Raw genomic sequence first — 25401 nt, forward strand, 5'->3', positions numbered from 1 at the left:
AGATTTATGAAAGATTATAATAGCTCTATTATAAGAGAACCATTAGTTTCAGAAACTAAAACATATCAAGATGTGACTAATGATATTTTGAAACCTATACAAAGTAAAGCTAGTAGACTATGGTGGATCTCTTTATTTATTTCTTTTTTAGCTTTTTTATGGGGTTTAGGATGTATTTTTTATACTATAGGTACAGGTATAGGAGTATGGGGTTTAAATAGAACAGTGAATTGGGCTTGGGATATTACTAATTTCGTATGGTGGGTAGGGATAGGACATGCCGGTACTTTAATTTCTGCTGTTCTTTTATTATTTCGTCAAAAATGGCGTTTGTCAATTAATAGATCAGCAGAAGCAATGACTATTTTTGCTGTAATTCAAGCTGGTTTATTTCCAATTATTCATATGGGAAGACCATGGAATGCCCATTGGGTTTTACCAATTCCTAATCAATTTGGTTCTTTATGGCCTAATTTTAATTCTCCACTTTTATGGGATGTGTTCGCTATTAGTACATATTTTTCTGTTTCTACTGTTTTTTGGTTTATGGGGTTAATTCCAGATTTTGCTATGATAAGAGACAGAGTTACAAATCCTTTACAAAAAAAAATATATAATATTCTTAGTTTTGGATGGAGTGGGACCTCTAAAGATTGGCAAAGATATGAACAACTATCTTTAATTTTAGCTGGATTATGTACTCCTCTAGTTTTTTCAGTACATACTATTGTTTCTTTTGATTTTTCTACTTCTTTGATTAAAGGTTGGCATAGTACAATTTTTCCTCCTTATTTTGTAGCAGGAGCTATATTTTCAGGATTTGCTATGGTCCAAACTTTATTAGGAGTAGCTAGAAAAGCTCTTTCTCTGGAGAGTTATATAACTAGAAATCATATTGAGTATATGAATATGATTATTCTTCTTACAGGAGGTATAGTGTTATTAGCTTATATATCTGAATTCATTCTTGCTTTGTATTCTGGTAGTTCTTTTGAAGAATATATTTATTTTTCTATTAATGCAGCAAAAGGACCGTTTTGGTGGGCTTTTTGGGCATTAATAGTTTGTAATGTTTTAATTCCACAACTATTGTGGATAAAATCAGTAAGAAGAAGTTTTTTTTGGTCTTATATCATAGCTATTATTATCAATATTGGAATGTGGTTTGAAAGATTTGATATCATAGTTTTAAATCTTAGTCATGACTATCTACCCTCTTCTTGGACTGGTTTTCTTCCTTCATTTGTAGATGTAGGAATATTTATAGGAACTATTGGTTTTTTTTTCATTCTTTATTTATTATACATACGTGTATTTCCAGTTATATCACAAGCAGAATTAAAAACAATATTGAAAAAAAATAAGAGATGAAAAAATCTGTATGTAATATTTATGCATTATATGATAATGAATTTTTAATGATTAAAAATTTAAAAATACTTCAAAAAAAGAAGATAAAAATACATGAAGTATATTCTCCTTTTCCAGTTCATGATTTAGACAAAATACTTAAACTTAGAAAAACAAATTTATCTTTTTTATCTTTTATATACGGTTTTATAGGTTTCCTTTTATCTAGTATATTAACTTGGTATACTATGATTTATGAATGGCCACAAAATATTGGAGGAAAACCTTCATTTTCTTGGTTTCAAAATCTTCCTTCTTTTATCCCTGTTATATTTGAATTATCTATATTTTTTTCTTCACATTTTATGTGTATTACTTATCTTATTCAATGTAATCTATATCCAGGAGCATCTCCAAAAAATCCAGATCCAAGAACAACAGATAACATGTTTTCAATAGAAATAAACATTAAAGAGGAAACAGAAAAAATTTTAAATTTATTAAAGGAAAATGGAGCCTTGGAAGTAAACATAAGAAAAAAATAATTTAGTAAATTAATTCTTATGAAGAATCAGTATTTTTTTTATATCAAACTTGTCATATTTCTTTTGACTTCTTGTAAAGTCGATAAATCTAAACCAAGTAGAGTTTATATGCCTGATATGTATTATTCTGACGCTTATGAAGCTTATTCTGATCCAAATCCTAATTATAAACAAAAAATTGATTCAAAAAAAATTAAAATTATTCCTTTTGAAAAAGGAAAATCTTCTTCACTTTTACCCGTATATGGTACTGTATCAAGAAATGATTACGGTTTTTTCCCTTCTGATAAATCTGATAATAATAACGAAGGATATAATTTTTCAAAAAAAAAACGTAAATCTCCATTAAAAAATGAAAATGAAAATGAGCTGAATAGAATTATAGAAGATGGAAAAAATATCTATAATATTAATTGTTCTATATGTCATGGAGAAAATGGAGATGGACAAGGCCTTTTAGTAAAAAATGAAAAAATATTAGGAATTCCTAATTATAAGGAAAGAGATATTACTGTTGGTAGTGTTTATCACACTATTACTTATGGTAAAAATAATATGAATTCTTACTCTTCTCAAATAAATGAGATAGACAGATGGAAAGTCGCAGAATATGTAATGTTTTTGAAAAACAAAAAATAAAAGATGTATCAATTTTCTAAAAAGAAAAAAAATATTATTATATCTATAATGTTTTTGGGTTTCTTTATTCTTTTCTTAGATCAAAGATTTTCTTTGGATAAAATTTTTATGAAAGATTTGAAGAAAGAAACAAAATTTTTTTTAAAAAAAACAAAAAATAATACTCAAAATAAAGATAAATATGAAAAAAAAGAAAATAGACTTTGGGTAAGTTTATATCTCTCTATTTTTTATTTCTTTACTGTTTCTTTAGGTTCTTTATTCTTCTTAGGAATACAACATATATCTAAATCAGGATGGTCTATTATACTACATCCTATCATGGAAGAAATATCATCCTTTCTTCCTTATGGAGGTCTTATGATTATGGTTATTTTATCATTAAATTACATAGGTATTATCCATATATTTAAATGGATGGATCCACTTTTGAACGATCATAAAATAATAGGAAATAAAAAATATTTTTTAAATATTCCATTTTTCTTAATTAGAAGTTTAATTTATATAACAGGATGGAGTTTTTTTTCATTTCAAATGAAAAAAATATCTTCCTTTTTTCAGAATTCCTTTTCTGAAAAAAATTATAAAAAATTATATTCTTTATCTGTTAAATTTATAATTTTTTTTTCTATCACATCTATATTTATGGGATGGGATTGGGTCATGTCATTGAATATACATTGGTTCAGCACGTTATATAGTTGGTATATTTTAAGTTCCTATTTAGTAACGGGCATAAGCACTATTACTATAGTTTCTATCTATCTAAAAATAAAAGGATGCCTTCCTTTTTTTAATGAAAACCACTTACATGATTTAAGTAAATATCTTTTTTCTTCTAGTTTGTTGTGGACTTACTTATGGTTTTCTCAATTTTTACTTTACTGGTACGGAAACATTCCGGAAGAGATCTCTTTTTTTATAAAAAGAGAAGATATATATGGATCTATTCATTTTTGGATGCTTATATTCAATTTTATTATTCCATTTTTAGGTTTAATGAGTAGTAAAAATAAAATTAATTCAAACATAGTTTTTACTATTTCTAGCATTTTATTAATCGGACATTATATTGATATATATCATTTAATTTATCCTGAAATTATTTATAGTAATCTAAAACCAAAATTTGGATTATCTGAGATTGGATCTTTATTATTAATAGGCTCCATTTTTAGTTATAAATTACTTTTTAATTTGAATAAAAGAAATATTCATCCTATTGGACATCCTTTTTTTCAAGAAAGTAAAAAATACAAATATCCTTATATATAATAATTTAGTTAATAATAAGTAACTACATCATTAAAAATATAATCAATTATGTTTTGTATCTTTTACAAAATTCATAATAGATTTGTTTGAACCAAAAAGAGTTAATATATCTCCTTTTTGTAAAATAGTATCTCCAGTTACTAAACCTATTACTTTTTTTGTTAGGTTTTTGGATATAGGGTTTTCAATTTCCCGTATTATAGTAATTAAAGAAACAGAATATTTTTGTGTTAATTGTATACTTTTCACAAATTTTCCATGAAAAGAGTATGGGGAAAAAACTTCTGCAATAGAGTGTTTGTTGTCTACTCTGAAATAATCTAGAGCATAATTAAAAGATATTTGTTTAGTTAATCGAAAAGCAGCATCTTTTTCCGGATGTATAACGTCTTTAATCCCCATAGCATTTAATATAGTATCGTGTATTTTAGATAAAGATCTACTAATTATTCTAAGATGTTTATACTTTTTAAGTATAGCTGTAGTTACTATAGATGAACCTTCATTTTCTCCAATCGCAACAATACCTAAATCGGCTTGTTTTATTGGTAAAACTTTATAAGCAGATTCATTATTAGCATCCATACATACTACATTTGCTATGTGGTCTTTTAATAAATCAACTTTTTCCATTTTATGATCAACGCCAAAAACTTCGTGGCCGTTATCTGTCAAATTTAGAGCTAGAGATCTACCAAAGTTTCCTAAACCTATAATTATAATTTTCATAGAATTTATTGTTAATATTAAATTAATTAATAAGAATATATTCTTTAGGATATTTATAATAATGTTTTTTATTTTTTTTCAGTAATCCTATTGCTATATTCAATATTCCAATTCTACCTAACAACATTAAAGTAATCAATACTAACTTACTTCCATACGATAAGTTAGAAGTAATACCTAAGGATAAACCTACTGTAGAAAATGCTGAAAAAACTTCAAAAGAAATAGATAGAATATCTTTTTTTGGATCAAAAAAAATAATAAAAAGAATACTTATGTATATAACAATTAAGGATAATATTACAATAGAAAAAGAGAGTTTAATTGACTTAGAGGAGATTTCTTTTCTTTGTATTTCTAACTTATCTTTTCCCATAGATAAAGAAATAATATTCATTAAAGCTAATGCAAAAGTAGTAGTTTTTATTCCTCCACCTGTGGAAGCAGGAGAAGCTCCTATCCACATTAAAAAAATAGTAAATAATATAGTAATAGGAGTCCATTTTTTAATATTTAAGATTTGAAAACCAGCAGTTCTAGATGTAGCAGAAGAAAAAAAAGAAGAAATCCACTTTCCAGTAATAGAAGTATGTTCTTCAAGAGAAGAATTATATTCACTAATATAATAAAAAATAGTTCCAAAAAAAAGTAAAAAAAATGTTGTTAATACCACTATTTTTGTATTTAAAGTTACAATATGAGCAGGATATCTTATATATTCATCTTTAAAAACTTTATAAAAGTATTTTTTTAATGTTAACCATATGTATGTAAAAAAATTAAATAGAATATTAAACCCTATTCCTCCTAGAATTAATAAAAAAGAAATGATAATCTGTAATAAATAATTGAATCTAATGGATTCAGAATACAACCCTTGGCTAAGGGTAGAAAAGCCACTATTGCAAAAAGAAGATATAGAATGAAAAATAGAAAAAAATAAAGGATCATCAGTAAAATTATTATTTCGAATGGAAAAAAAAATAAATAAAGAACCAATAATTTCTATGGTTAGAGTAACCAGTACTACCTTTACAGCTAAATAGACAACATTATTAGTTTTCTTTGAATTCAAAAAATTACTTATATATATTCCCTCTCTAAAAGAAAATCCATCTCTAAAAAAATAACTTAAAAAGGAAGTTATAGTTAAAATACCTAAACCTCCAAGTTCTATTAAAGTTAATAGAATAATTTTTCCTAAATAGGTAAAATCTTTAGCTGTATCTAATACAACTAAACCAGTTACGCATACAGCGCTAGTAGAAGTAAATAAAGCATCTATAAATGATATTTTTTTTACTGTAGAAGCTGGAAGCATAAGCAGAATAGAACCTAAAAAAGATAGAAAAATGAAACTAGTAATAAAAATAAAAGCAGGATTATGTATTTTCACGTAAATTATACGACGCATAAAATATGTAATGCGAATTAAAATATATAAAATCAAACTGACTAAAAGAGTGATTTGTGCATTTGTAATTTCCTCATTTTTAGAAAAGAAAATTTGTATAATAGATAAAAATAAAGATATAACTAAAATAAAAAATGATAAAAATATCATAGATCGATATCCTTTTTCACTATTTATAGTTTTATCGAATAAAATGAAAAAATGAAAAATACTAAGTAAAAAGACAATTCCAATAAGTATTCCTATATTTAACAGAGGATATATTTCTTTTCTCCATCCTAAAGAAATAATAAGATATAGAAATGTAATTGGAGTTATAAATGGTAATAAATCTCGCAATTTAATGCAAAACATCACTTATTTTTAAGTTTTTATTATGAATAAATTATAATCACTTTTATCATTCTTATGATTTTATAATTTTTTAACTAAATATATAACTATCTAACTAGTAATAAAATGGTGTAACTTTTTCAATCTTACTAAATTTTTTATTGCAATATCTTTTATAAGATAAAAGAGACATATCCATCGATGATGGATAAACATGAGGAATAAAACGAAGATTATCCATAACAAATAATTTTTCATTTTTTTTATTTGTGATAAAAGAATCTATATCTCCGAATATATAATGTAATTTTTTTCCTTTAACTATAGATTTTAAAAAATCTTTATTAAATTTTTTTATAAAAATAGGACTTAATCTTTTTTTTAAATGACTATATAAAGAAGTATAAAATAAATCGGATTTAGCATGTATCATAGGAATTAGTAAACCCTCTTTTAGATTAACTTGTTGACATAAAATAGTTAAGGAATCTAAGGATAATAATGGGATACCTAAAGAACAACACAAACCCTTTGCAGCTGACATACCTATTCTTAAAGAAGTATATGATCCCGGTCCTTGATTAATACAAATTGATTTTAAGTTTTTTATATCAATTTTAGCTATCTTTATAGCATATTGTATAAAAGTATGTAATTTTTCTGAATGCAAATATTTATCAGAATGTTCTTCTATGGAGATTAAACTTATTCCACTTTTTGCTATGCTTATTGAACAGTTCTTAGTAGAAGTGTCCAGATTTAGGATAAAAGTCATTTTCTATTGATTAATAAAAATTAAGTTGAACAATAGTAAAGTACTCTATTTTTTATATACAAATGATAAATAATTCAAAAAAAGTAATTGAATATATAGTACAGTGGTTAAAAACATATATAGAAAAAACTGAATCAAATGGTTTCGTTATTGGAATATCCGGTGGAATAGATTCATCTTTAACTTCTGTTTTACTAGCAATGACAGAATATCCTGTTCTAGCTTTAGAATTGCCTATCCTGGATAATAGGAAAAATTTACTTTCTAAAAAACATATAGATTTCTTAACATCTAGTTTTTTAAATGTAAATTCTTTGAAAAAAGACTTATCTTCTTTCTATACTTCTTTTCTACAAATAATAAAACAAAAAAATAATCAATCTTTAGCTTTAGCAAATTTGAAATCTCGTATCCGTATGATGACTTTATATTATTACGCAAATGAAGAGAATTATTTAGTTGTAGGAACTGGGAACAAAATAGAGGATTTTGGAGTTGGATTTTTTACAAAATATGGAGATGGAGGAGTTGATATTCAACCAATAGCAGATTTAAATAAATCTGATGTAAGAATCATTTCAAAAGAATTAAAAATTATAGAAGAGATACAAAAAGCGAAACCAACAGATGGATTATGGGAAGACAATAGATTAGATGAAGATCAATTAAAAGCTACTTATGATGAATTAGAATGGGCTATGAAAATTACGGAAGAAAAAAAAATTCCATTTGAAAAATTTAAAGGAAGAAAACATGATATTATGAAAATATATCAGTTTTTAAATAAAAAGAATAACCACAAAATGGTTCCTATTCCTATCTGTAAAATTCCCAACTATTTGAAAAAAGAATCATAGATACAAATTTTTTAAAATCCGTAAAAAAATAGATAGTTACTAATAAAAAAACCTTTTTGTACCTTTGTTTATCGTAGTTTAAATTTTTGATATTAAAAAATGGGAGAAGAACACCAACAGAAAAAAATAGTTAATAAAATTAACTCTCCTATTTTAGATAATCATGAAAATTTACTACGTAACGATGCTTTCCTGATGAGTGATGAAAAAAAGATTAATAAAATAGAGAAATATTTTTATCATATAATGGAAATATTAGGTTTAAATATGACTGATGACAGTTTACGTAATACACCTAAGCGTGTAGCCAAAATGTTTGTAAAAGAAATATTTAGTGGATTAAATCCTAAAAATTACCCTAATTTATCAACTTTTGAAAATAAATATCAATATAAACACATGTTAATAGAAAAAAATATAGCCGTTTATTCTATTTGCGAACATCATTTTCTTCCTATTGTAGGAAAAGCACATGTTGGATATATTTCTAACGGAAAAGTAATAGGTCTTTCTAAAATTAATAGAATTGTAAATTTTTATGCAAGAAGACCTCAAGTTCAAGAACGTTTAACTATACAAATTGTTCAATCTTTGCAAAAGATTATGAAAACAAAAGATGTAGCTTGTGTGATAGATGCAAAACATTTATGTGTAAATTCTCGTGGAATTAAAGATGTAAATACTAGTACAATTACGACCGAGTTAATAGGTCGTTTTCAAAAAAATTTAGAAGTAAGAAGAGAATTTTTCCATTCTATTGGAATATCCTAAAACATTTTCTTTTCAATGAAAATAAATATAAATAATTATAAGAATTTTATAAAAAAAAAAGTAAAAATATATAATTCTTTAACTGGAAAAAAAGAATTATTTAAACCTAATCATAAGGATTGTATAGGTATATATGTTTGTGGTCCTACAGTTTACAATCATTTACATTTAGGAAACTGTCGAACTTTTATTTCTTTTGACTTAGTTTTTCGTTATTTTAAACATTTGGGGTACAAAGTCCGTTATATTAGAAATATAACAGATATAGGCCATTTAGAAGAAAATGAGGATAAAATATCTAAAAGATCTCGAATAGAAGGATTGGAACCAATGGAAATCGCTCAAAAATATACCATTTCTTGTCATGAAATCTTAAAAAAATTTAATACTTTACCTCCAAGTATTGAACCAACAGCTTCCGGTCATATCGTAGAACAAATTGATATGATTCAAGAATTAATTAAAAGAAATTCAGCTTATGAGAAAAATGGATCCGTTTATTTTGATATAAAAAAATATAGTCAATCATCTTTTTATGGAAAAATAAGTCATAATAAAATAGATTATTTATTGAATAATAAATTCAAATTTATAGATGAAAAACGTCATTTTCAAGATTTTTCACTTTGGAAAAAATCTAATAAAAATCATATTATGAACTGGAATTCTCCTTGGGGAAAAGGGTTTCCTGGTTGGCATATAGAATGTTCTGCTATGAGTATGAAATACTTAGGTCCTAATTTTGATATCCATGGTGGAGGTGTTGATTTGAAATTTCCACATCATGAATGTGAATTAGCCCAATCTTTTAGTCTTTATAAAAAAGATTTAGCTAATTATTGGATGCACATAAATATGTTAACATTCAATCATAAAAAAATGAGTAAATCTACAGGAAATTACCTATCCATGAAAGAATTAGTATGTCATACTAATAAATATGATAAAGAAATATATCATCCTGTAATTATAAAATTTTTTATTTTTAAATCTCATTATCGAAGTATTTTAAATTTTTCTGAAAAAGGACTTATAGACGCTAAAAAAGGATATAACCGCTTGATGAATACAATGAAAATATTAGAAAAATTCTCTATAGTTGAGATTCAAGATGATAAAGAAAACAATTTATTTGATATTTATCAATGGATTAAAAATTGTTATAATGCTATAAATGATGATTTTAATACTCCTTTATTAATCTCTTATTTATTCAAAGCAGTTTATTTCGTTAATAATGTAAATGATAATAGAAAAAATTCTAATTTTTTTCTTTTAAAAAAGTATATGAATTTCTTTATTTTTGATATACTTGGTCTTAAATATATAGAAGAAAAATCTGTGGAAAATTTTTCTTTAAAATTAAATATGCTTACTAAAATTTTGCTAGAAATTCGTATAAAAGCACGAAAAGAAAGAAATTGGATTCTTTCAGATAAAATTCGAAACGAATTATCCAGGATAGGTATTTCCGTGCATGATGAAAAATCTACATTATTGTAATACATTGTTTATATCTTCTAATAAATCTTCTGAATTTTCTATTCCGAAAGATAGACGAATAAGTGAATCTTGAATTCCTGTTTTTCTCCTCACTTCTAAAGGTGTAGACTTATGAGTCATAGTAGCCGGATGACAAATTAAACTTTTTGTTCCTCCTAGACTTTCTGCTAACTTAAAATATTTAGTAGATGTTACTACTTTTTTTGCATTTTCTATCGTGTCATTTTTCAAACTGAAAGAAACTATTCCTCCAAAAGAGAGTTGTTGTTTTGCTGCTATTGTATGATTTTTATGTTGATATAAACCAGGATAATAAATTTTATCAATCAAATGACTTTTTTCTTTTAATAAAAATAAGGCAATCTTAAAAGCATTATCGGATTGTTTTTTTATACGTAAATACAAAGTTTGACAACCTCTAATAGTTAGCCAAGAATCGAAGGGGGATAAAATACCTCCAGTAGAATTTTGTATATATTTCAATTTTTCATAAAAATCTGGATTTTTAACTGTAATTAATCCAGCCAAAACATCTGAATGTCCCGCTATATATTTTGTAGCACTATGAATTACCATATCAGCACCTAAAATAATAGGATTTTGAAGAGCAGGTGTAGCAAAAGTATTATCCACTACTATCATGATATTTGGATAAACCTTTTTGGAAGATTCACTGATATGCTTTATATCAGATATCTTCAAAGTAGGATTCGTAGGACTTTCCAACCAAATCATTTTTGTTTTAGGTGAAAGAATAGAAATTATGTTTTCTGAATGAGTTGTATCCACAAACTTTGTATGAATTCCTAATTTTTTATACAAATTCAATAAACGATAAGTCCCTCCGTAAATATCATCTACAGCAACTATTTCATCTCCATTCTCTAGTAATTTTAAAACAGCATCTACAGATGCTAATCCAGAAGAAAAAGCTAGGCTTTTATAACCTTTTTCTAAGTCTGTAATAATCTTTTCTAAGATTTTCCTTGTAGGATTATTCGTTCTTGTATAATCATACCCTTTATGAACACCAGGGGCTTCTTGTACATAAGTGGAAGTTTGGTAGATAGGAGTAGTTATAGCTCCTGTAAGTGGATCCGATAAAATGTTTTGAATTAATCTTGTTTCTTCCTTCATTGTAATTAAATCTTTTAGAAGATTTCTTAATTAATGCAAATTTACTATTTCAATTCATTTTAAAAAAAAAATCTAAATTTGTTCTTTACGTTTCACTAATTATTGTGTATAAAATATCATTTTTTTTCTACTCTATTCTTAGTCTTTTTTTTACTTCGTATCTTTTCTCTAAATCTAAAAAAGATGAAAGGATTGATGTATCTAAGACTATTATTGAACATGTAATCGATTCTCATGAATGGAATTTTTTTGGAAAAAAAAAAGGAGAAAAAGGATTTTCTATCTTTTTACCAGTCCTTTTGTGGAATAAAGGAAATGGATGTGAATTTTTTTTATCCTCTCAATTTTATCATGGAAAAGTAGTTCAAGGTAAATACGGAAACTATAGAATGTTTCAAGACAAAATATATAAAACTAATTCTATTGGAACTTTATATATAAAAAATGGATATCCAAAAAATAATAGACCATTGGATTTTTCTATAACGAAAAATGTAGTATCTATTATTTTTTCTTTTTTAGTTTTATGTTTCATCTTTATAAGAATGGTAAAAAGTTATAAAAACTATCAACCAAAATGTAGGTTAGGTCTTTTTTTAGAATACTTAATCTTATTTATTCGTAACGAGATTGTTATTCCAAATATAGGAAAGAGAAAATATAAAATTTTTTTTCCTTTTTTATTAACTATATTTTTTTTTATATTAATTAATAATTTAATGGGACTTTTACCAGGATTTCCAAATGTAACAGGGAATATAAATACTACGTTTTCTTTAGCTATAATAACTTTTATGATTGTTATATTTAATTCTAATAAAAGTTATTGGAAACATACTTTTTGGATGCCTAATATTCCTGTTATAATTAAATTAATATTAGCTCCAATAGAATTAATAGGATTATTTATTCGTCCATTAACATTATGTATTCGTTTATTTGCAAATATTACGGCTGGACATATCATTATTTTGAGTTTTATTTGTCTTATTTTTCTCTTTAAGAATTTTTTCATGATTGGTTTTTCTATTACTTTCAGTTTATTTATTTCTTTGTTAGAAATTATGGTTTCTTTTTTGCAAGCTTTTATTTTTACAGCCTTATCGTCTTTGCTTATAGGAATGACTGTTAAAAATTATAAACACGAAACATATTAAAAAAATATTATTTATGGACATAGATTTAACTTACTCAGGTTTAGCCGCTCTAGGTGCAGGTTTATCAGTTTTAGGAGCGGGTTTTGGAATTGGAAAAATTGGAAGTTCCGCAATGGAATCCATTGCCAGGCAACCAGAAGCTTCAGAAAAGATACAAAATGCTATGATTGTAGCTTCTGCTCTTATTGAAGGAGCCGCTTTATTTGGAATAGTGACTGCTTTATTAGCTGTATTTAAATAACAAACTAAATGGATTTAGTTACACCTTCTATTGGTTTAATTGTATGGCAAACGGTAATATTTGTATTGCTAATTTTATTTCTTTCTAAAATTGCTTGGAGGCCTATTATAAAATTTATAGATCAAAGAGAGGATAAAATTAAAGTTTCTATAGAAACAGCTGATAGAATTCAAAAAGAATTAGAGATGGTGGAATATAAAAAAGATACAATTTTGAAAGAAACTCGAAGAAGAAGAGATCTTCTTTTAAAAGAAGCTATAGAAATTCAAAAAAAAATCAAATATGAATCTATAGAAAAAGGGCTTAATGAAAGGAAAAGAATGATAGAAGAAACTAAAAAAAATATAAAAGAAGAAAAAAGGATTGCAATTTTAAAATTGAAAAATCAAGTAGGTAATATTTCTATTAAAATTGCTGAAAATATTTTAAAACAAAAATTTTCTTCAAATCAAACAAGAGATAAACAAGAAAAATATATTAAAGAATTAATAAATAAAATATAATAAAGTTTATTAACATGTTTTCAGAAAGAAAAATAATTAGACGTTATGCTAACGTTTTTTTTGAATATTCTAATAAAAACAGTTCTATTTATCGTAAAATTAAAAATATATTGCTTTTATTATCCGAAAATTTTGAATTAAGTCAAGTTCTTTATACTCAATTATTAAGTCCTAGTAAAAAAATAAATATTTTGAAAAAATCTCTTTTTGATCCTTTTATTTTTCATTTTATAAAAATTTTAATTCTACGAAAACGAGAATCTTTTACGAAAGAAATTTTTTTAGAGTATAAAAGAATATATAAAGAAAAAAAAGGATTTTTGAAATGTATTTTAACTACATCTTGTTTTTTAGATAAAAGAATTCAAGAAAATATTGTTAAAAAAATTTTTTCTTCTGAAATTGAATTCAGAAACAAAAAATATCACATTCTTAACAAAAAAGATCCATCTATTATTGGAGGTTTTATTCTTCATGTAGGATATAAAGAATGGGATTTTAGTATAAAAGGAAAATTTTTTAACCTTAAAAAAATATTTAACAATTATTAAATCAAGTTTTTATTCTCATGTCAGATTTAAAATATTCTGAAATATCATCAATTATTAAAAAACAATTATCTGATTTTAAATATGAATCTAAATTATGTGAATACGGAATCGTTGTTCAAATAGGAGATGGAGTAGTTCGATCTGTTGGTTTAAACTCTGTTTTTTCTGGAGAATTAGTTGAATTCCATAATGGAAATAAGGGAGTAGTATTAAATTTAGAAGAAGACCATGTAAGTATTGTTTTACTTAGTTCATCAAAAGATATTAAAGAAGGTGATGTAGTAAAACGAACAAAAAAAATTCTTTCTATTCCAGTAGGAGAAGGAATGTTAGGACGTGTAGTCGATTTATTAGGAAATCCTATTGATGGAAAAGGACCTATAGAAGGAAAATTATTTGAAATGCCATTAGAAAGAAAAGCTCCAGGAGTTATATATAGAGAGCCAGTTAAAGAACCTCTTCAAACAGGTATAAAGTTTATCGATTCTATGATTCCTATAGGAAGAGGACAAAGAGAATTGATTATTGGAGATAGACAAACGGGAAAAACCACTATAGCTATTGATACTATCCTTAATCAAAAAGAATTATATGGAACGGATAAAGCCGTTTATTGTGTTTATGTTGCAGTCAGTCAGAAGGGATCTACAGTAGCAAGAATAAGGAAATTATTGGAGAAGTGTGGAGCTCTTCCTTATACTGTTATTGTTTATGCTAATGCATCAGATCCTGCTTCTGTACAAGTTTTTTCTCCATTTTCTGGTACTGCTATAGGAGAATATTTTCGTGATACAGGTCGTTCTTCTTTAGTTGTTTATGATGATCTTTCAAAACAAGCAGTTTCTTATAGAGAAATATCTCTTTTATTACGACGTCCTCCTGGTAGGGAAGCATATCCTGGTGATGTTTTTTATTTACATTCCAGATTATTAGAACGAGCATCTAAAATTATAAAAGATCAAAAAATAGCAGAAAAAATGAATGATGTCCCAGAATCAATAAAAGAAAAAATTAAAGGTGGAGGATCATTAACTGCACTTCCTATTATTGAAACACAATCTGGAGATGTATCTTCTTATATTCCAACAAATGTTATATCTATAACAGATGGACAGATTTTTTTAGAAAAAGATTTGTTCCATTCTGGGATACGTCCGGCTATCAATGATAGTATTTCTGTATCTAGAGTAGGAGGTTCTGCTCAAATACAGTCTATGAGAAAAATATCTTCTTCTTTGAAGTTGAATCAAGCTCATTTTAGAGAATTAGAATCTTTTTCAAAATTTGGTTCAGAATTGGATCCTGTTACTAGAAAAATTATAGAAAAAGGAAAAAGAAATATAGAAATATTGAAACAACCTCCTCATTATCCATATAATATAGAAGATCAAATTGCTATTATTTATGCTGGATCTAGAAATTTTTTAAAAAAAATTCCTCTTGAAAAAGTATCTAAGTTTGAAGAAGAATATCTTTTTTATTTAAATGAAAAACATAAAGATTTGTTAAAAGACTTAAGAAAAGGAATTCTTCATAAAGAATTATCTGATATTTTAGAAAAAGTAGCTAGAGAGTTAAGTGAAAAATATACTTCTTCCTAATTATGTCTAATCCAAAAGAGATAAAAAAAAGAATTTTATCCATAGAATCTGTTATAAAGACGACGGAAGCTATGAAAATGATTTCTATTTTCAAATTACGAACTTCAAAAAAATTACTTTTACATAATCAAAAATATTTAGAATATATAAAACAATTGTTTGAAAACTTCTTGTTTTCTTGTTTAGAAAGGAAAAAAGATTTTCATAAAAAAAATTTATTTTTTTCTTCTTCTTTAAATAAAAGAAAGAAATTATTTATAATAATAACTTCTGATCGAGGATTATGTGGAAGTTTTAATTCATCCATATTTGAAAATATTCATAATATTGTAAAAAAAAATAGTTATATCAATAATGATTGTCTTTTTTTTCCAATTGGTAAAAAAGGATTTCACTTTTTATTGAAACAAAAATATCATATGTATATCTATGATCAAAAAAAAAAGAAATCAAGATTAAATAATTATTCTTATAAGGAAATATATCTCTTTGTAAAAAGATTAATCAAAGATTTTTTATCGAAAAAAATAACATCAGTTTATATTGTATATAATCATTTAAAAAATTCATTATTTCAAAAAACAAATATAGAAAAATTACTTCCTATTTATATTTCAAATAATATTCATCAAAAAAAAACTCTAAAAAATTTATACCAATTTTCCATATTGGAGCCAACTATAAAAGAAATTATAGAATATATTATTCCAAAATTTATTAGTGCAAGATTATTTAATAATTTATTAGAATCTCATACATCTGAACATACTTTACGAATGATTTCTATGCATAAAGCAACAGAAAATGCTTATGATCTTAAAAATCATCTTATGTTAAATTATAATAAAGAAAGACAAACTTCTATTACTAATGAAATACTCGAAATTATTAGCGGACTAGAAGCTTTAAATCAAAATTAAATAGTTTTTTTTATCTTAGAAAAAGATTATGAAAAAAATATTAACAGGAATTCAAAGTACAGGAACACCCCATTTAGGAAATATTTTAAGCGTCATCATTCCATCCTTAGATCTTTCTAATAAATATTTTTCATTCATATTTATAGCTGATTTGCATTCAATGACAAAGATTAAAAATATGGAGATTATACGTCATAATACTTACCAAGTAGCTGCAGCATGGCTAGCTTTTGGATTAAACACAGAAAATAGTCTATTTTATAGACAATCTGATGTAACAGAAGTAACTGAATTAGCTTGGTATCTAAGCTGTTTTTATCCACATAAAAGACTTAAATTAAGTCATTCTTTCAAAGAAAATATTAATCATGTGAAAGAAAAAATTAGTGTAGGCTTATTTACTTATCCGATATTAATGGCCGCAGATATATTACTTTATAATGCAGAAGTTATACCCGTAGGTAAAGATCAATTACAACACATAGAAATAACGAGAGATATAGCAAAAAGGTTAAATAAAAAAATAGGAAAAAAAGTGTTTATTTTACCTAAAGCTTTTATACAAAAGGAAACAGAATCTATTCCTGGAATAGATGGTAAAAAGATGAGTAAATCAAAAAAAAATTGGATCAATATTTTTTCTACTGATGAAATTCTTAAAAAACAAATTATGAGAATTCATACGGATAGTAAATCATTAAATGATAAAAAAAATCCTGATAACGATGGAATAATAACCTTATATAAATTAATAGCTCCAATTAATCAAGTCGAAGTAATGAAAAGTAAATATTTGAAGGGAGGATATGGTTATTTAGATGCAAAAAAAACTTTATATGATTGTATCATTGATAAGTTTTCAGATGAAAGAAAAAAATTTTTTTCTTTAATAAAAAAGAAATCTTTATTAGATCACATTTTATTTTTGGGAGCAAAAAAAGCGAGGAAAATAGCTTTTGAAAGACTGAATTATATACGAAAAAATTTAAGTTTTAACACATTATTAAGATAATATTTTCGTGTCATTATGACACTATTAAAAAATATGGCAAATATTTTGCTTTTAGTGCATAGAATTGTTTTGTAAATACTTTTTACGTTATGAATATTAATCAAAAAAATACAGAAGATCAGGACAAAAAAAAATTTTCGAATTCTTCCCATTCTAATGATATTTATGATTCTGAAACGGAAAAACATATTCAAAAAGAGAAAAATGATCCTTCTTTAATGGAAATCCAAAAAATTAAAGATAATTTAGAAAAAGAAAAAGACAAATTTTTACGTCTTTTTGCGGAATTTGAAAATTATAAAAAACGTATTCAAAAAGAAAAATTAGATTTTTTAAGGTCTGTTCATCAACAAATTATTATAGATTTTATTCCGATTTTAGATGATTTAGAAAGAAGTCTTAAAGAATTAAAAAAATCAAAAGACGAAATTATTCTTCAAGGAGTATCTCTTATAAAAGAAAAATTTATAAAAATTTTGAAAGAAAAAGGATTAAATAAAATAAAAATAAAGAAAGGAGATGATTTTAATACAGATTTCCATGAAGCTATCACACAAATACCTGCTATTAAAGAAAGTCTAAAGGGAAAAATTATAGAAATAATAGAAAATGGATATGTTCTTCAAGAAAAAGTTATACGACATGCTAAAGTTATTACTGGAAAATAATTATGGTGAAAAAAGATTATTACGAAGTACTAGGTGTTTCTAAAAACGCTTCTTCAGAAGATATTAAAAGAGCTTATAGAAAATTAGCAATTAAATATCATCCAGATAAAAATCCGGATAATAAAAAAAAAGCAGAAGAAAAATTTAAAGAATCGGCTGAAGCTTATGAAGTTTTAAGTAAACCAGAAAAAAGACAACGTTATGATAAATTTGGACATGAAGGATTGAAAGGTAGTTCTTCTGAATCCGGAATGAATATGGAAGATATTTTTGCAAATTTTGGAGATATATTTGCCGATGCTTTTGGCGAAGGTTTTTCTAGTTTTGGATTTGGTAAATCTACAGGACATAGCAGAACAATCAAAGGAAGTGATCTTAGAATAAGAGTTAAACTTACATTAGAAGAAGTTTATAGAGGTATAGAAAAAAAAGTAAAAGTTAAAAGACTAAAAATGGCTAAAGGAGTACGTTTCAAAAATTGTATTTCTTGCAATGGAACAGGTCATATAACTCGTATCACAAATACTATTTTAGGAAAAATGCAAACAACTTCACAATGTAACATATGTCATGGAACTGGAAAGAGAATTGAAAACTCTCCTTTTGGAGCTAATAAATACGGATTAATAAAAGAAGAAGAGTTAGTTAACATTAAAATTCCTGCAGGTCTTTCAGAAGGAATGCAACTTAAAGTATCTGGAAAAGGGAATGAAGCTCCATACACATATAACGGGTTTCCTGGAGATTTAATTGTTTTAATTGAAGAAATACCTCATTCAAAATTAAAAAGAGAAGGATGTAATTTACATTATGATTTATATATATCATTTCCAGATGCAATTTTAGGTTCTTTGAAAGAAGTTCCTACTATTAGTGGAAAAGCTCGTATTAAAATAGACGCAGGAACACAATCAGGAAAAACACTCAGGTTAAAAAATAAAGGATTACCTAATATTGAAGGATATGGTTATGGTAGTATTCTAGTTCATATCAATCTTTGGACTCCAAAAAAAATTAATGAAGAACAAAGAAAATTTTTTGAAAAAATGAGAAGAAATGAGAATTTTCTTCCTCATCCCGGAAATTCAGAAAAATCTTTTTTTGATCGAGTTAGAGAAATGTTTTCTTAAATAAAATTACAGGCCTATTTTTGAAAAAAATAAAATGAAAAGAATAATAGTAGGATTATCAGGAGGAGTCGATTCTAGTGTTGCTGCTTTAATTCTTAAAAAAAAAGGTTATGAAGTTATAGGTTTATTTATGCATAATTGGGATGATGAGGAAGGATATGAATCTAATTGTACCTGGAAAGAAGATAGTATAGATGCAATGTTAATATCTAATAAATTAAAAATACCTTTTCAGGTAGTAGAAATGAAAAAAGAATACAAAAAATTCATTATTGATTATATGTTTAATGAATATAAATCTGGAAAAACTCCAAATCCGGATATATTGTGTAATAAAAAGATAAAATTTCATCTTTTTTTAAAAAAAGCTATGAGTTTAGGTGCAGATTGTATAGCTACAGGACATTATGTTTATAAAAAAAAAATTATTAAAGATAATAAAATTATATATTGTCTTTTTCCTGGAAAAGATTATAATAAAGATCAATCATATTTTTTATGTCAACTAAATCAGTATCAATTAGATAAATCTTTATTTCCATTAGGAAAATTTACTAAAAAACAAGTTAGAAAAATAGCTGAAAAGTATGAGTTATGTAACGCCTATAAAAAAGATTCTCAAGGTTTATGTTTTGTAGGAAAAATCCATTTATCTAAATTTCTTCAGAAAAAAATATTTTCAAAAAAAGGTGAAATTATTGAAGTTGATTCAACTTCTTCAGTTTATTCTAAAAAAGAAAAATCTTTTTCATCTAAAGATGATGAATTGTTTTTTTTATCCAAAAAAAAATATAAAAGATCAGATGGAAAAGTTATTGGATATCATAAAGGTGCTCAATTTTTTACAAAAGGACAGAGAAGAGGTTTATCTATAGGAGGAAAAAAAAAGGCACTTTTTGTTATTGATACAGATATAAAAAATAATATAGTATATACTGGATTGGGAAAAAATCATCCTGGTTTGTATAAAAAATCTTTATTTATTCAAGAAAAAAACATTCATTGGATCAGAAAAGATTTAGCTATTGTTAATCAAGGTCAAACTATGAGTGTTTTTTGCAGAATACGTTATAGACAACCACTTCAAAATTCTATTTTATATAAAACAAAAAATGGAATGTTTATAGAATTTGAAATGAAGCAGTGTGCCATATCAGAAGGACAATTTGCTGTTTGGTATGTAAATAATGAATTAATAGGATCAGGAATTATTTCATAATAAGTAATGATAAATAAGATCTATTTTAGATTAGAGTATAATTTTAATGATAAAAACTTATTCATAATTAATTTATTATTACATAATTTATAATTTTTTCATTGAAAAAAAGAAAAATTATAATTAAAATAACAAATATAATACTTTTATATGTTCTATTTTTTTTCTATTTTTACACATAATATAATTTGATATGTATGAAAGGATGAAGATTCTTAAATGAAAAAAGATTTTTTTAAATCCCTACTTGATTTTTAAAACTCAGTAGGGCTTTTTGATTTATAAAACATATCATGGAAAGAAAGATTAACAATTTTAGTAAAAAAATAACAGAAAATCCTAATTTACCTGCATCGCATGCAATGCTTTATGCATCAGGATTGAAAGAAAAAGATTTTTCTAAAGCTCAAATAGGAATAGTAAGTAATTGGTATGAAGGAAATCCTTGCAATTTGCATTTGGATAGGTTGGGAAAGAAAATAAAATCATCAATCATTATTGATAGAGATTTGATAGGTTTTCAAATAACTACCATAGGCGTTAGTGATGGTATAACTATGGGAACAAATGGAATGAGATATTCTCTTCCTTCGAGAGAATTAATAGCAGATAGTATAGAAACTGTAATCGATTCTCATCATTATGATGGTATAATAGCTATACCTGGATGTGATAAAAATATTCCTGGAGTTATGATGGCCATTCTTAGGTTAAACAGACCTTCTATTATTGTATATGGGGGTAGTATTCCTTCGGGAAGGTATAATGGAAAAAAATTAGATATAGTTTCTTCTTTTGAAGCATTAGGGAAAAAAAACTCTAATCAGATATCAGAGGAAGAATATAAAAATATCGTAAAAAATTCCTGTCCAGGACCTGGAGCTTGTGGAGGAATGTATACTGCAAATACTATGGCTTCTTTTTTAGAAGCTATGGGAATGACTCTACCCTATTCTTCTTCTTATCCATCAACGAGCAAGGAGAAAAAAAAAGAATGTGAAAAAGTAAAAGATTATATAAAAATACTCTTAGAAAGAAATATTAAACCAAGAGATATTGTAACAAAAACTTCTATAGAAAATGGATTAAAATTGGCTTTATGTTTAGGTGGTTCTACTAATTTAGTTATCCACTTATTAGCTATTGCTAAATACGCTAATATAAATTTTACTTTAAGAGATTTTCAAGAAATAAGCAAAAAAGTTCCTCTCATCGGAAATCTAAAACCTAGTGGAGTTTTTTTAATGGAAGATATACATATGAACATTGGAGGAATGCCCGTAATTATAAAATATTTATTAAATGAAGGAATATTGTCTGGAAATTGTTTAACAATAACGGGAGATACTCTATCCGAAAATATGAAAAGAGTTCCAAATATAAATTTTAATCAAAAAATTATCTATCCTATAAATAAACCTCTAAAAAAAGATGGACATATTAGAGTTTTATATGGAAATCTTTCTCCAGAAGGATCTATTGCTAAAATTACTGGAAAAGAAGGTTTATTCTTTAGGGGGGAAGCCAAAGTTTTTGATTCAGAAGAGGAAGCAAATAAAGCTATTATCAATCATAAAATACAAAAAGGAAATGTTATCGTTATTAGATATGTAGGACCAATAGGGGGGCCTGGTATGCCTGAAATGCTTAAACCTACATCTTATATTATGGGTTCTGGATTTGGAAAATATGTAGCACTTATTACAGATGGAAGATTTTCAGGTGGATCACATGGATTTGTTGTAGGGCACATCACTCCAGAAGCTCAATCTGGTGGATTGATAGCTATAATTAGAAATGGAGATTTTATTAAAATAGATGCAGAAAACGATACTCTGACTCTTGAAGTAGAAGAAAATGAAATAAATCAAAGAAAAAAAAGTTGGATTCCACCATTGTTTAAAATTAAAAAGGGGTATTTGTACAAATATATGAAAACGGTTTCTTCCGCTTCTGAAGGTTGTGTTACTGATCAATTTTGATGTATGGAAAAGAAGTTATTTTATGGTTCGGAAATAGTAATAAAAACTCTATTATATGAAGAAGTAGAATATATTTTTGGATATCCAGGAGGTGCTATAATGCCTATTTATGACTCTTTACACGATTATTTAAATAATATTACTCATATATTAATGCGACATGAACAAGGTTCTATTCATGCTGCACAAGGTTATGCAAGAGCAACTGGAAAAGTAGGCGTATGTTTTACTACTTCCGGTCCTGGGGCAACAAACTTAATTACAGGATTAGCAGATGCTTTAATAGATAGTACTCCTATTCTTTGTATAACAGGACAAGTATCTTCTCATCTTTTAGGAACTGATGCTTTTCAAGAAATAAATATAATAGATATATCTCTTCCTGTAACTAAATGGAATACTCAAATTTTAAAAGCTAAAAACATTTGTAAATCCATTCAAAAAGGTTTTTTTATAGCTAAGAATGGAAGGCCAGGTCCAGTTTTAATAGAAATAACAAAAGATGCTCAATTTCAAAAAACGGAATTTCTTTTTCATCCTTGTAAAAAGGTAAAAAATTTTCATCCATATCCCTGTATAGATGAAAAAAAAATAAAAGAAGCCGCATTTTTAATTAATTCATCTATTAAACCTTTAATTATTGTAGGTCAAGGAGTTATTTTAGCTCAGGCGGAAGAAGAATTAAAAAAGTTTATAGAAAAAACAGGAATACCAGTAGCCAGTACTCTTTTAGGTTTAGGGAGTTTAGAAAGTCATCATCCTTTATATGTCGGTATGTTAGGAATGCATGGAAATTATGCACCAAATATTTTAACTAATCACAGCGATTTACTCATAGCTATAGGTATACGATTTGATGATCGTGTAACTGGAGATGTTCAAAAATATGCAAAAAAGGCTATTATTATTCATCTAGAAGTAGATCCTTCCGAGATTAACAAAAATATATTATGTCATCTTCCTATTTTAGGTAATTGTAAAATCACTTTGAGTAAATTAATATCTCATGTAAAAAAGTCTATTCATAAAAAATGGATAAAAAAATTTTATCAATTAAGAAAAAAAGAAGAAAGAGAAGTAATAAGAAAAGATCTTAATCCTATCAAAAAAAAAGGAATAAAGATGGGAGAAGTGATAAAGTGGATAAATAAGTATAAACAAAAAAATGCAATTCTTGTAACAGATGTAGGACAACATCAAATGATAGCATCAAGATATTTTGACTTTACCTGTAAAAATAGTCAAATAACATCTGGAGGATTAGGAACTATGGGGTTTGCTTTGCCTGCTTCTATAGGGGCTAAACTAGGAGCAAAAGATAGGCAAGTGATCTGTATTGTAGGTGATGGAGGAATTCAGATGACAATACAAGAAATGGGGACTGTATTACAGAATAACATTCATATAAAAATTATATTATTAAATAATAATTTTTTAGGAATGGTTCGTCAATGGCAAAATCTATTTTTTAAGAAACGTTATTCTTGTACAGAATTGGTTAATCCAAATTTTATAAAGGTAGCTAATGCTTATAATATTGAAGGAAAAAGAGTGAATAAAAGAGAAGAATTAAGAGAATCCGTAAAAAAAACATTAAACGTAAAAAAAGCTTTCTTATTAGAAATACTTATAGAACAAGAAGATAATGTCTTTCCTATGATTCCTTTAGGATCTGCTGTAGATGAAATTCGTTTAACATAAAAAAAATATTAAATACTATGAAGCATCAATTCAGAATCATAATTTTAGGGGAAAATGAAATTAGATTGTTAAGTAAAATACTTATTCTATTGAACCGTAAAAATTTAAAGATAAATTATGTAAGTGCATCTAGTCATGACTCTATGGAAAACAGCAAATATGTTATTGATTTAGAATGTATTGATTATAAATTAATTCAATTAAAAAAATTAATTGAGAAGTTAATTGGAATTACACATGTTTACTTTTATAATATAAAAGAAAATTATCGTAAAAAGATAGATTTATCATTAGCGATATTTTAGTTTAAAATTTAAAAATTTAAATCAATTATGAAAATAAAATTTGGATCTGTAGAGGAAAAAATTATAACAAGAAAAGAATTTTCTTTATTAAAAGCAAAAAATATCCTTGAAAAAGAAACGATTTCTGTATTAGGTTATGGAGTTCAAGGTCCTGGACAAGCTCTCAATTTAAGAGACAATGGATTTAAAGTTATTGTTGGTCAAAGAAAAAATTCACTTTCTTGGAATAAAGCCTTACAAGATGGATGGATTGAAGAAATAAATTTATTTTCATTAGAAGAAGCTTCTAAAAAAGGAACCATATTAATGTATCTTTTATCAGATGCAGGTCAAATATCTTTTTGGCCTATTCTTAAAAAATATATAAATAAAGGAAAATCTTTATATTTTTCCCATGGTTTTGGATTAACATTTAAAGATAAAACAAAAATTTATCCTCCTAAGGATATAGATATTTTTTTAGTAGCTCCTAAAGGTTCAGGTACTAGTTTAAGAAGACTTTTTAAAAAAGGAAGAGGTATAAATTCTAGTTATGCTATTTATCAAGATTATAGTGGAAAAAGTTTAGATAAAGCTCTATCAATAGGTATAGGGATTGGTTCTGGATATTTGTTTGAAACAAATTTTGAAAAAGAAGTTTATTCTGATTTAGTAGGAGAAAGAGGCTCTTTAATGGGGGCTATACAAGGTATTTTTTCCGCACAATATCAAGTTTTAAGAGAGAATGGACATTCTCCTTCGGAATCTTTCAATGAAACAGTAGAAGAATTAACTCAAAGTCTTATGCCTTTAATTTCAGAAAATGGAATGGATTATATGTATGAAAATTGTTCTACAACAGCACAAAGAGGAGCTTTAGATTGGTGGAAAAAATTTAGAGATGCTACTTTACCTATCTTTAAACAATTATATCACGAAGTTGTTTCTGGAAACGAAGCAAATAGAATTATAGAAGAAAACAGTGTTACAAATTATAGATCTAAATTAAAAAAAGAATTAATTTCTATTCAAAAAAGCGAATTATGGAAAGTTGGAAAAACTATCAGAAGTTTAAGACCAGAAGAAAATAATTAATCATAA

General features: G+C 25.7%; 25 protein-coding genes. 21 read left to right on the top strand and 4 right to left on the bottom strand.

The window, feature by feature from the left end; genetic code table 11:
• Positions 1 to 6: 6 nt before the first annotated feature.
• The 4 genes from nrfD to H0H78_RS00315 are packed head-to-tail and all read left to right on the top strand — an operon-like array spanning position 7 to position 3812.
• The gene (gene nrfD, locus H0H78_RS00300) at positions 7 to 1371 is read left to right on the top strand and encodes an NrfD/PsrC family molybdoenzyme membrane anchor subunit (protein WP_185851041.1); all 1365 of its coding nucleotides are present in this window, start codon (positions 7 to 9) and stop codon (positions 1369 to 1371) included.
• Positions 1368 to 1895 carry a DUF3341 domain-containing protein gene (locus tag H0H78_RS00305; protein WP_185851042.1) on the top strand — a complete coding sequence of 176 codons (528 nt, stop codon included), beginning with the start codon at positions 1368 to 1370 and terminating at the stop codon, positions 1893 to 1895. The genes nrfD and H0H78_RS00305 overlap by 4 nt, the downstream gene beginning before the upstream one ends.
• An 18-nt stretch (positions 1896 to 1913) precedes the next feature.
• Positions 1914 to 2534 (top strand): c-type cytochrome, encoded by a 621-nt coding sequence (locus tag H0H78_RS00310; RefSeq protein WP_185851043.1) that lies wholly within the window; start codon positions 1914 to 1916, stop codon positions 2532 to 2534.
• Between the two features lie 3 nt (positions 2535 to 2537).
• Positions 2538 to 3812 (top strand): hypothetical protein, encoded by a 1275-nt coding sequence (locus H0H78_RS00315; protein WP_185851044.1) that lies wholly within the window; start codon positions 2538 to 2540, stop codon positions 3810 to 3812.
• 42 nt (positions 3813 to 3854) lie between these two features.
• On the opposite strand, the gene H0H78_RS00320 is transcribed toward H0H78_RS00315, so the two are convergent.
• From H0H78_RS00320 to tsaB, 3 genes are all read right to left on the bottom strand, one after another.
• Positions 3855 to 4541, bottom strand: coding sequence for a potassium channel family protein (locus H0H78_RS00320; RefSeq protein WP_185851045.1), 687 nt, complete (start codon positions 4539 to 4541; stop codon positions 3855 to 3857).
• Between the two features lie 22 nt (positions 4542 to 4563).
• Positions 4564 to 6309, bottom strand: coding sequence for a TrkH family potassium uptake protein (locus H0H78_RS00325; protein ID WP_185851046.1), 1746 nt, complete (start codon positions 6307 to 6309; stop codon positions 4564 to 4566).
• A 94-nt stretch (positions 6310 to 6403) separates the two neighbouring features.
• Positions 6404 to 7063 (bottom strand): tRNA (adenosine(37)-N6)-threonylcarbamoyltransferase complex dimerization subunit type 1 TsaB, encoded by a 660-nt coding sequence (gene tsaB, locus H0H78_RS00330; protein ID WP_185851047.1) that lies wholly within the window; start codon positions 7061 to 7063, stop codon positions 6404 to 6406.
• Positions 7064 to 7125: 62 nt separating this feature from the next.
• Here tsaB and nadE point away from each other — a divergent pair, with 62 nt between their 5' ends.
• The 3 genes from nadE (at position 7126) to cysS (ending at position 10194) form a co-directional block, all read left to right on the top strand.
• Complete coding sequence (gene nadE, locus H0H78_RS00335; protein WP_185851048.1) at positions 7126 to 7920, top strand: NAD(+) synthase; 795 nt, start codon at positions 7126 to 7128, stop codon at positions 7918 to 7920.
• A 99-nt stretch (positions 7921 to 8019) separates the two neighbouring features.
• On the top strand, positions 8020 to 8691 hold the full coding sequence (gene folE, locus H0H78_RS00340) for a GTP cyclohydrolase I FolE (RefSeq protein WP_185851049.1): 672 nt from the start codon (positions 8020 to 8022) through the stop codon (positions 8689 to 8691).
• A gap of 15 nt (positions 8692 to 8706) precedes the next feature.
• Positions 8707 to 10194, top strand: a complete 1488-nt coding sequence (cysS, locus tag H0H78_RS00345) for a cysteine--tRNA ligase (RefSeq protein ID WP_185851050.1) — start codon at positions 8707 to 8709, stop codon at positions 10192 to 10194.
• Here cysS and H0H78_RS00350 read toward each other — a convergent pair.
• A complete protein-coding gene (locus H0H78_RS00350; protein WP_185851051.1) occupies positions 10186 to 11331 on the bottom strand; it encodes a trans-sulfuration enzyme family protein in 1146 nt (381 codons plus the stop codon). The two genes, cysS and H0H78_RS00350, sit on opposite strands and share 9 nt — an antisense overlap.
• A 104-nt stretch (positions 11332 to 11435) precedes the next feature.
• Here H0H78_RS00350 and atpB point away from each other — a divergent pair, with 104 nt between their 5' ends.
• The 14 genes from atpB (at position 11436) to ilvC (ending at position 25395) form a co-directional block, all read left to right on the top strand.
• Positions 11436 to 12488, top strand: a complete 1053-nt coding sequence (gene atpB, locus H0H78_RS00355; protein WP_238783762.1) for a F0F1 ATP synthase subunit A — start codon at positions 11436 to 11438, stop codon at positions 12486 to 12488.
• Between the two features lie 13 nt (positions 12489 to 12501).
• The gene (gene atpE, locus H0H78_RS00360) at positions 12502 to 12729 is read left to right on the top strand and encodes an ATP synthase F0 subunit C (RefSeq protein ID WP_185851052.1); all 228 of its coding nucleotides are present in this window, start codon (positions 12502 to 12504) and stop codon (positions 12727 to 12729) included.
• An 8-nt stretch (positions 12730 to 12737) separates the two neighbouring features.
• Positions 12738 to 13232: a F0F1 ATP synthase subunit B gene (gene atpF, locus H0H78_RS00365; RefSeq protein WP_185851053.1), complete on the top strand. Its 495-nt coding sequence runs from the start codon at positions 12738 to 12740 to the stop codon at positions 13230 to 13232.
• Positions 13233 to 13246: 14 nt separating this feature from the next.
• Positions 13247 to 13783, top strand: coding sequence for a F0F1 ATP synthase subunit delta (locus H0H78_RS00370; RefSeq protein WP_185851054.1), 537 nt, complete (start codon positions 13247 to 13249; stop codon positions 13781 to 13783).
• Positions 13784 to 13800: 17 nt separating this feature from the next.
• Positions 13801 to 15384, top strand: a complete 1584-nt coding sequence (gene atpA / locus H0H78_RS00375) for a F0F1 ATP synthase subunit alpha (RefSeq protein ID WP_185851055.1) — start codon at positions 13801 to 13803, stop codon at positions 15382 to 15384.
• A 2-nt stretch (positions 15385 to 15386) separates the two neighbouring features.
• Positions 15387 to 16304, top strand: a complete 918-nt coding sequence (atpG, locus tag H0H78_RS00380) for an ATP synthase F1 subunit gamma (protein ID WP_185851056.1) — start codon at positions 15387 to 15389, stop codon at positions 16302 to 16304.
• A 28-nt stretch (positions 16305 to 16332) separates the two neighbouring features.
• Positions 16333 to 17316 (top strand): tryptophan--tRNA ligase, encoded by a 984-nt coding sequence (trpS, locus tag H0H78_RS00385; protein WP_185851057.1) that lies wholly within the window; start codon positions 16333 to 16335, stop codon positions 17314 to 17316.
• Positions 17317 to 17405: 89 nt separating this feature from the next.
• Positions 17406 to 17984, top strand: a complete 579-nt coding sequence (locus H0H78_RS00390; RefSeq protein ID WP_185851058.1) for a nucleotide exchange factor GrpE — start codon at positions 17406 to 17408, stop codon at positions 17982 to 17984.
• Positions 17985 to 17986: 2 nt separating this feature from the next.
• A complete protein-coding gene (locus H0H78_RS00395; RefSeq protein ID WP_185851059.1) occupies positions 17987 to 19114 on the top strand; it encodes a DnaJ C-terminal domain-containing protein in 1128 nt (375 codons plus the stop codon).
• A 34-nt stretch (positions 19115 to 19148) separates the two neighbouring features.
• Positions 19149 to 20333: a tRNA 2-thiouridine(34) synthase MnmA gene (gene mnmA / locus H0H78_RS00400; RefSeq protein ID WP_185851060.1), complete on the top strand. Its 1185-nt coding sequence runs from the start codon at positions 19149 to 19151 to the stop codon at positions 20331 to 20333.
• Positions 20334 to 20626: 293 nt separating this feature from the next.
• Complete coding sequence (gene ilvD / locus H0H78_RS00405; protein WP_185851061.1) at positions 20627 to 22315, top strand: dihydroxy-acid dehydratase; 1689 nt, start codon at positions 20627 to 20629, stop codon at positions 22313 to 22315.
• Positions 22316 to 22318: 3 nt separating this feature from the next.
• A complete protein-coding gene (gene ilvB, locus H0H78_RS00410; protein ID WP_185851062.1) occupies positions 22319 to 24016 on the top strand; it encodes a biosynthetic-type acetolactate synthase large subunit in 1698 nt (565 codons plus the stop codon).
• Positions 24017 to 24033: 17 nt separating this feature from the next.
• Entirely contained in the window at positions 24034 to 24321 is a 288-nt protein-coding gene (locus H0H78_RS00415; protein ID WP_185851063.1) for an acetolactate synthase, read from the top strand.
• A 27-nt stretch (positions 24322 to 24348) separates the two neighbouring features.
• A complete protein-coding gene (gene ilvC, locus H0H78_RS00420) occupies positions 24349 to 25395 on the top strand; it encodes a ketol-acid reductoisomerase (RefSeq protein WP_185851064.1) in 1047 nt (348 codons plus the stop codon).
• Positions 25396 to 25401 lie beyond the last annotated feature (6 nt).

It is taken from the genome of Blattabacterium cuenoti (assembly GCF_014251235.1).
Classification (GTDB): domain Bacteria; phylum Bacteroidota; class Bacteroidia; order Flavobacteriales; family Blattabacteriaceae; genus Blattabacterium; species Blattabacterium cuenoti_AF.

Bases quoted from the DNA above. Each gene is read 5' to 3' on its own strand.
- folE (WP_185851049.1), top strand. From the start codon at position 8,020: ATGGGAGAAGAACACCAACAGAAAAAAATAGTTAATAAAATTAACTCT.
- atpG (WP_185851056.1), top strand. From the start codon at position 15,387: ATGTCTAATCCAAAAGAGATAAAAAAAAGAATTTTATCCATAGAATCT.
- H0H78_RS00395 (WP_185851059.1), top strand. From the start codon at position 17,987: ATGGTGAAAAAAGATTATTACGAAGTACTAGGTGTTTCTAAAAACGCT.
- H0H78_RS00325 (WP_185851046.1), bottom strand. From the start codon at position 6,309: ATGTTTTGCATTAAATTGCGAGATTTATTACCATTTATAACTCCAATT.
- atpF (WP_185851053.1), top strand. From the start codon at position 12,738: ATGGATTTAGTTACACCTTCTATTGGTTTAATTGTATGGCAAACGGTA.
- ilvB (WP_185851062.1), top strand. From the start codon at position 22,319: ATGGAAAAGAAGTTATTTTATGGTTCGGAAATAGTAATAAAAACTCTA.
- ilvC (WP_185851064.1), top strand. From the start codon at position 24,349: ATGAAAATAAAATTTGGATCTGTAGAGGAAAAAATTATAACAAGAAAA.
- tsaB (WP_185851047.1), bottom strand. From the start codon at position 7,063: ATGACTTTTATCCTAAATCTGGACACTTCTACTAAGAACTGTTCAATA.
- mnmA (WP_185851060.1), top strand. From the start codon at position 19,149: ATGAAAAGAATAATAGTAGGATTATCAGGAGGAGTCGATTCTAGTGTT.
- trpS (WP_185851057.1), top strand. From the start codon at position 16,333: ATGAAAAAAATATTAACAGGAATTCAAAGTACAGGAACACCCCATTTA.
- cysS (WP_185851050.1), top strand. From the start codon at position 8,707: ATGAAAATAAATATAAATAATTATAAGAATTTTATAAAAAAAAAAGTA.
- atpA (WP_185851055.1), top strand. From the start codon at position 13,801: ATGTCAGATTTAAAATATTCTGAAATATCATCAATTATTAAAAAACAA.
- ilvD (WP_185851061.1), top strand. From the start codon at position 20,627: ATGGAAAGAAAGATTAACAATTTTAGTAAAAAAATAACAGAAAATCCT.
- H0H78_RS00310 (WP_185851043.1), top strand. From the start codon at position 1,914: ATGAAGAATCAGTATTTTTTTTATATCAAACTTGTCATATTTCTTTTG.
- atpE (WP_185851052.1), top strand. From the start codon at position 12,502: ATGGACATAGATTTAACTTACTCAGGTTTAGCCGCTCTAGGTGCAGGT.
- H0H78_RS00350 (WP_185851051.1), bottom strand. From the start codon at position 11,331: ATGAAGGAAGAAACAAGATTAATTCAAAACATTTTATCGGATCCACTT.
- H0H78_RS00315 (WP_185851044.1), top strand. From the start codon at position 2,538: ATGTATCAATTTTCTAAAAAGAAAAAAAATATTATTATATCTATAATG.
- H0H78_RS00415 (WP_185851063.1), top strand. From the start codon at position 24,034: ATGAAGCATCAATTCAGAATCATAATTTTAGGGGAAAATGAAATTAGA.
- H0H78_RS00320 (WP_185851045.1), bottom strand. From the start codon at position 4,541: ATGAAAATTATAATTATAGGTTTAGGAAACTTTGGTAGATCTCTAGCT.
- H0H78_RS00305 (WP_185851042.1), top strand. From the start codon at position 1,368: ATGAAAAAATCTGTATGTAATATTTATGCATTATATGATAATGAATTT.
- H0H78_RS00370 (WP_185851054.1), top strand. From the start codon at position 13,247: ATGTTTTCAGAAAGAAAAATAATTAGACGTTATGCTAACGTTTTTTTT.
- nadE (WP_185851048.1), top strand. From the start codon at position 7,126: ATGATAAATAATTCAAAAAAAGTAATTGAATATATAGTACAGTGGTTA.
- nrfD (WP_185851041.1), top strand. From the start codon at position 7: ATGAAAGATTATAATAGCTCTATTATAAGAGAACCATTAGTTTCAGAA.
- H0H78_RS00390 (WP_185851058.1), top strand. From the start codon at position 17,406: ATGAATATTAATCAAAAAAATACAGAAGATCAGGACAAAAAAAAATTT.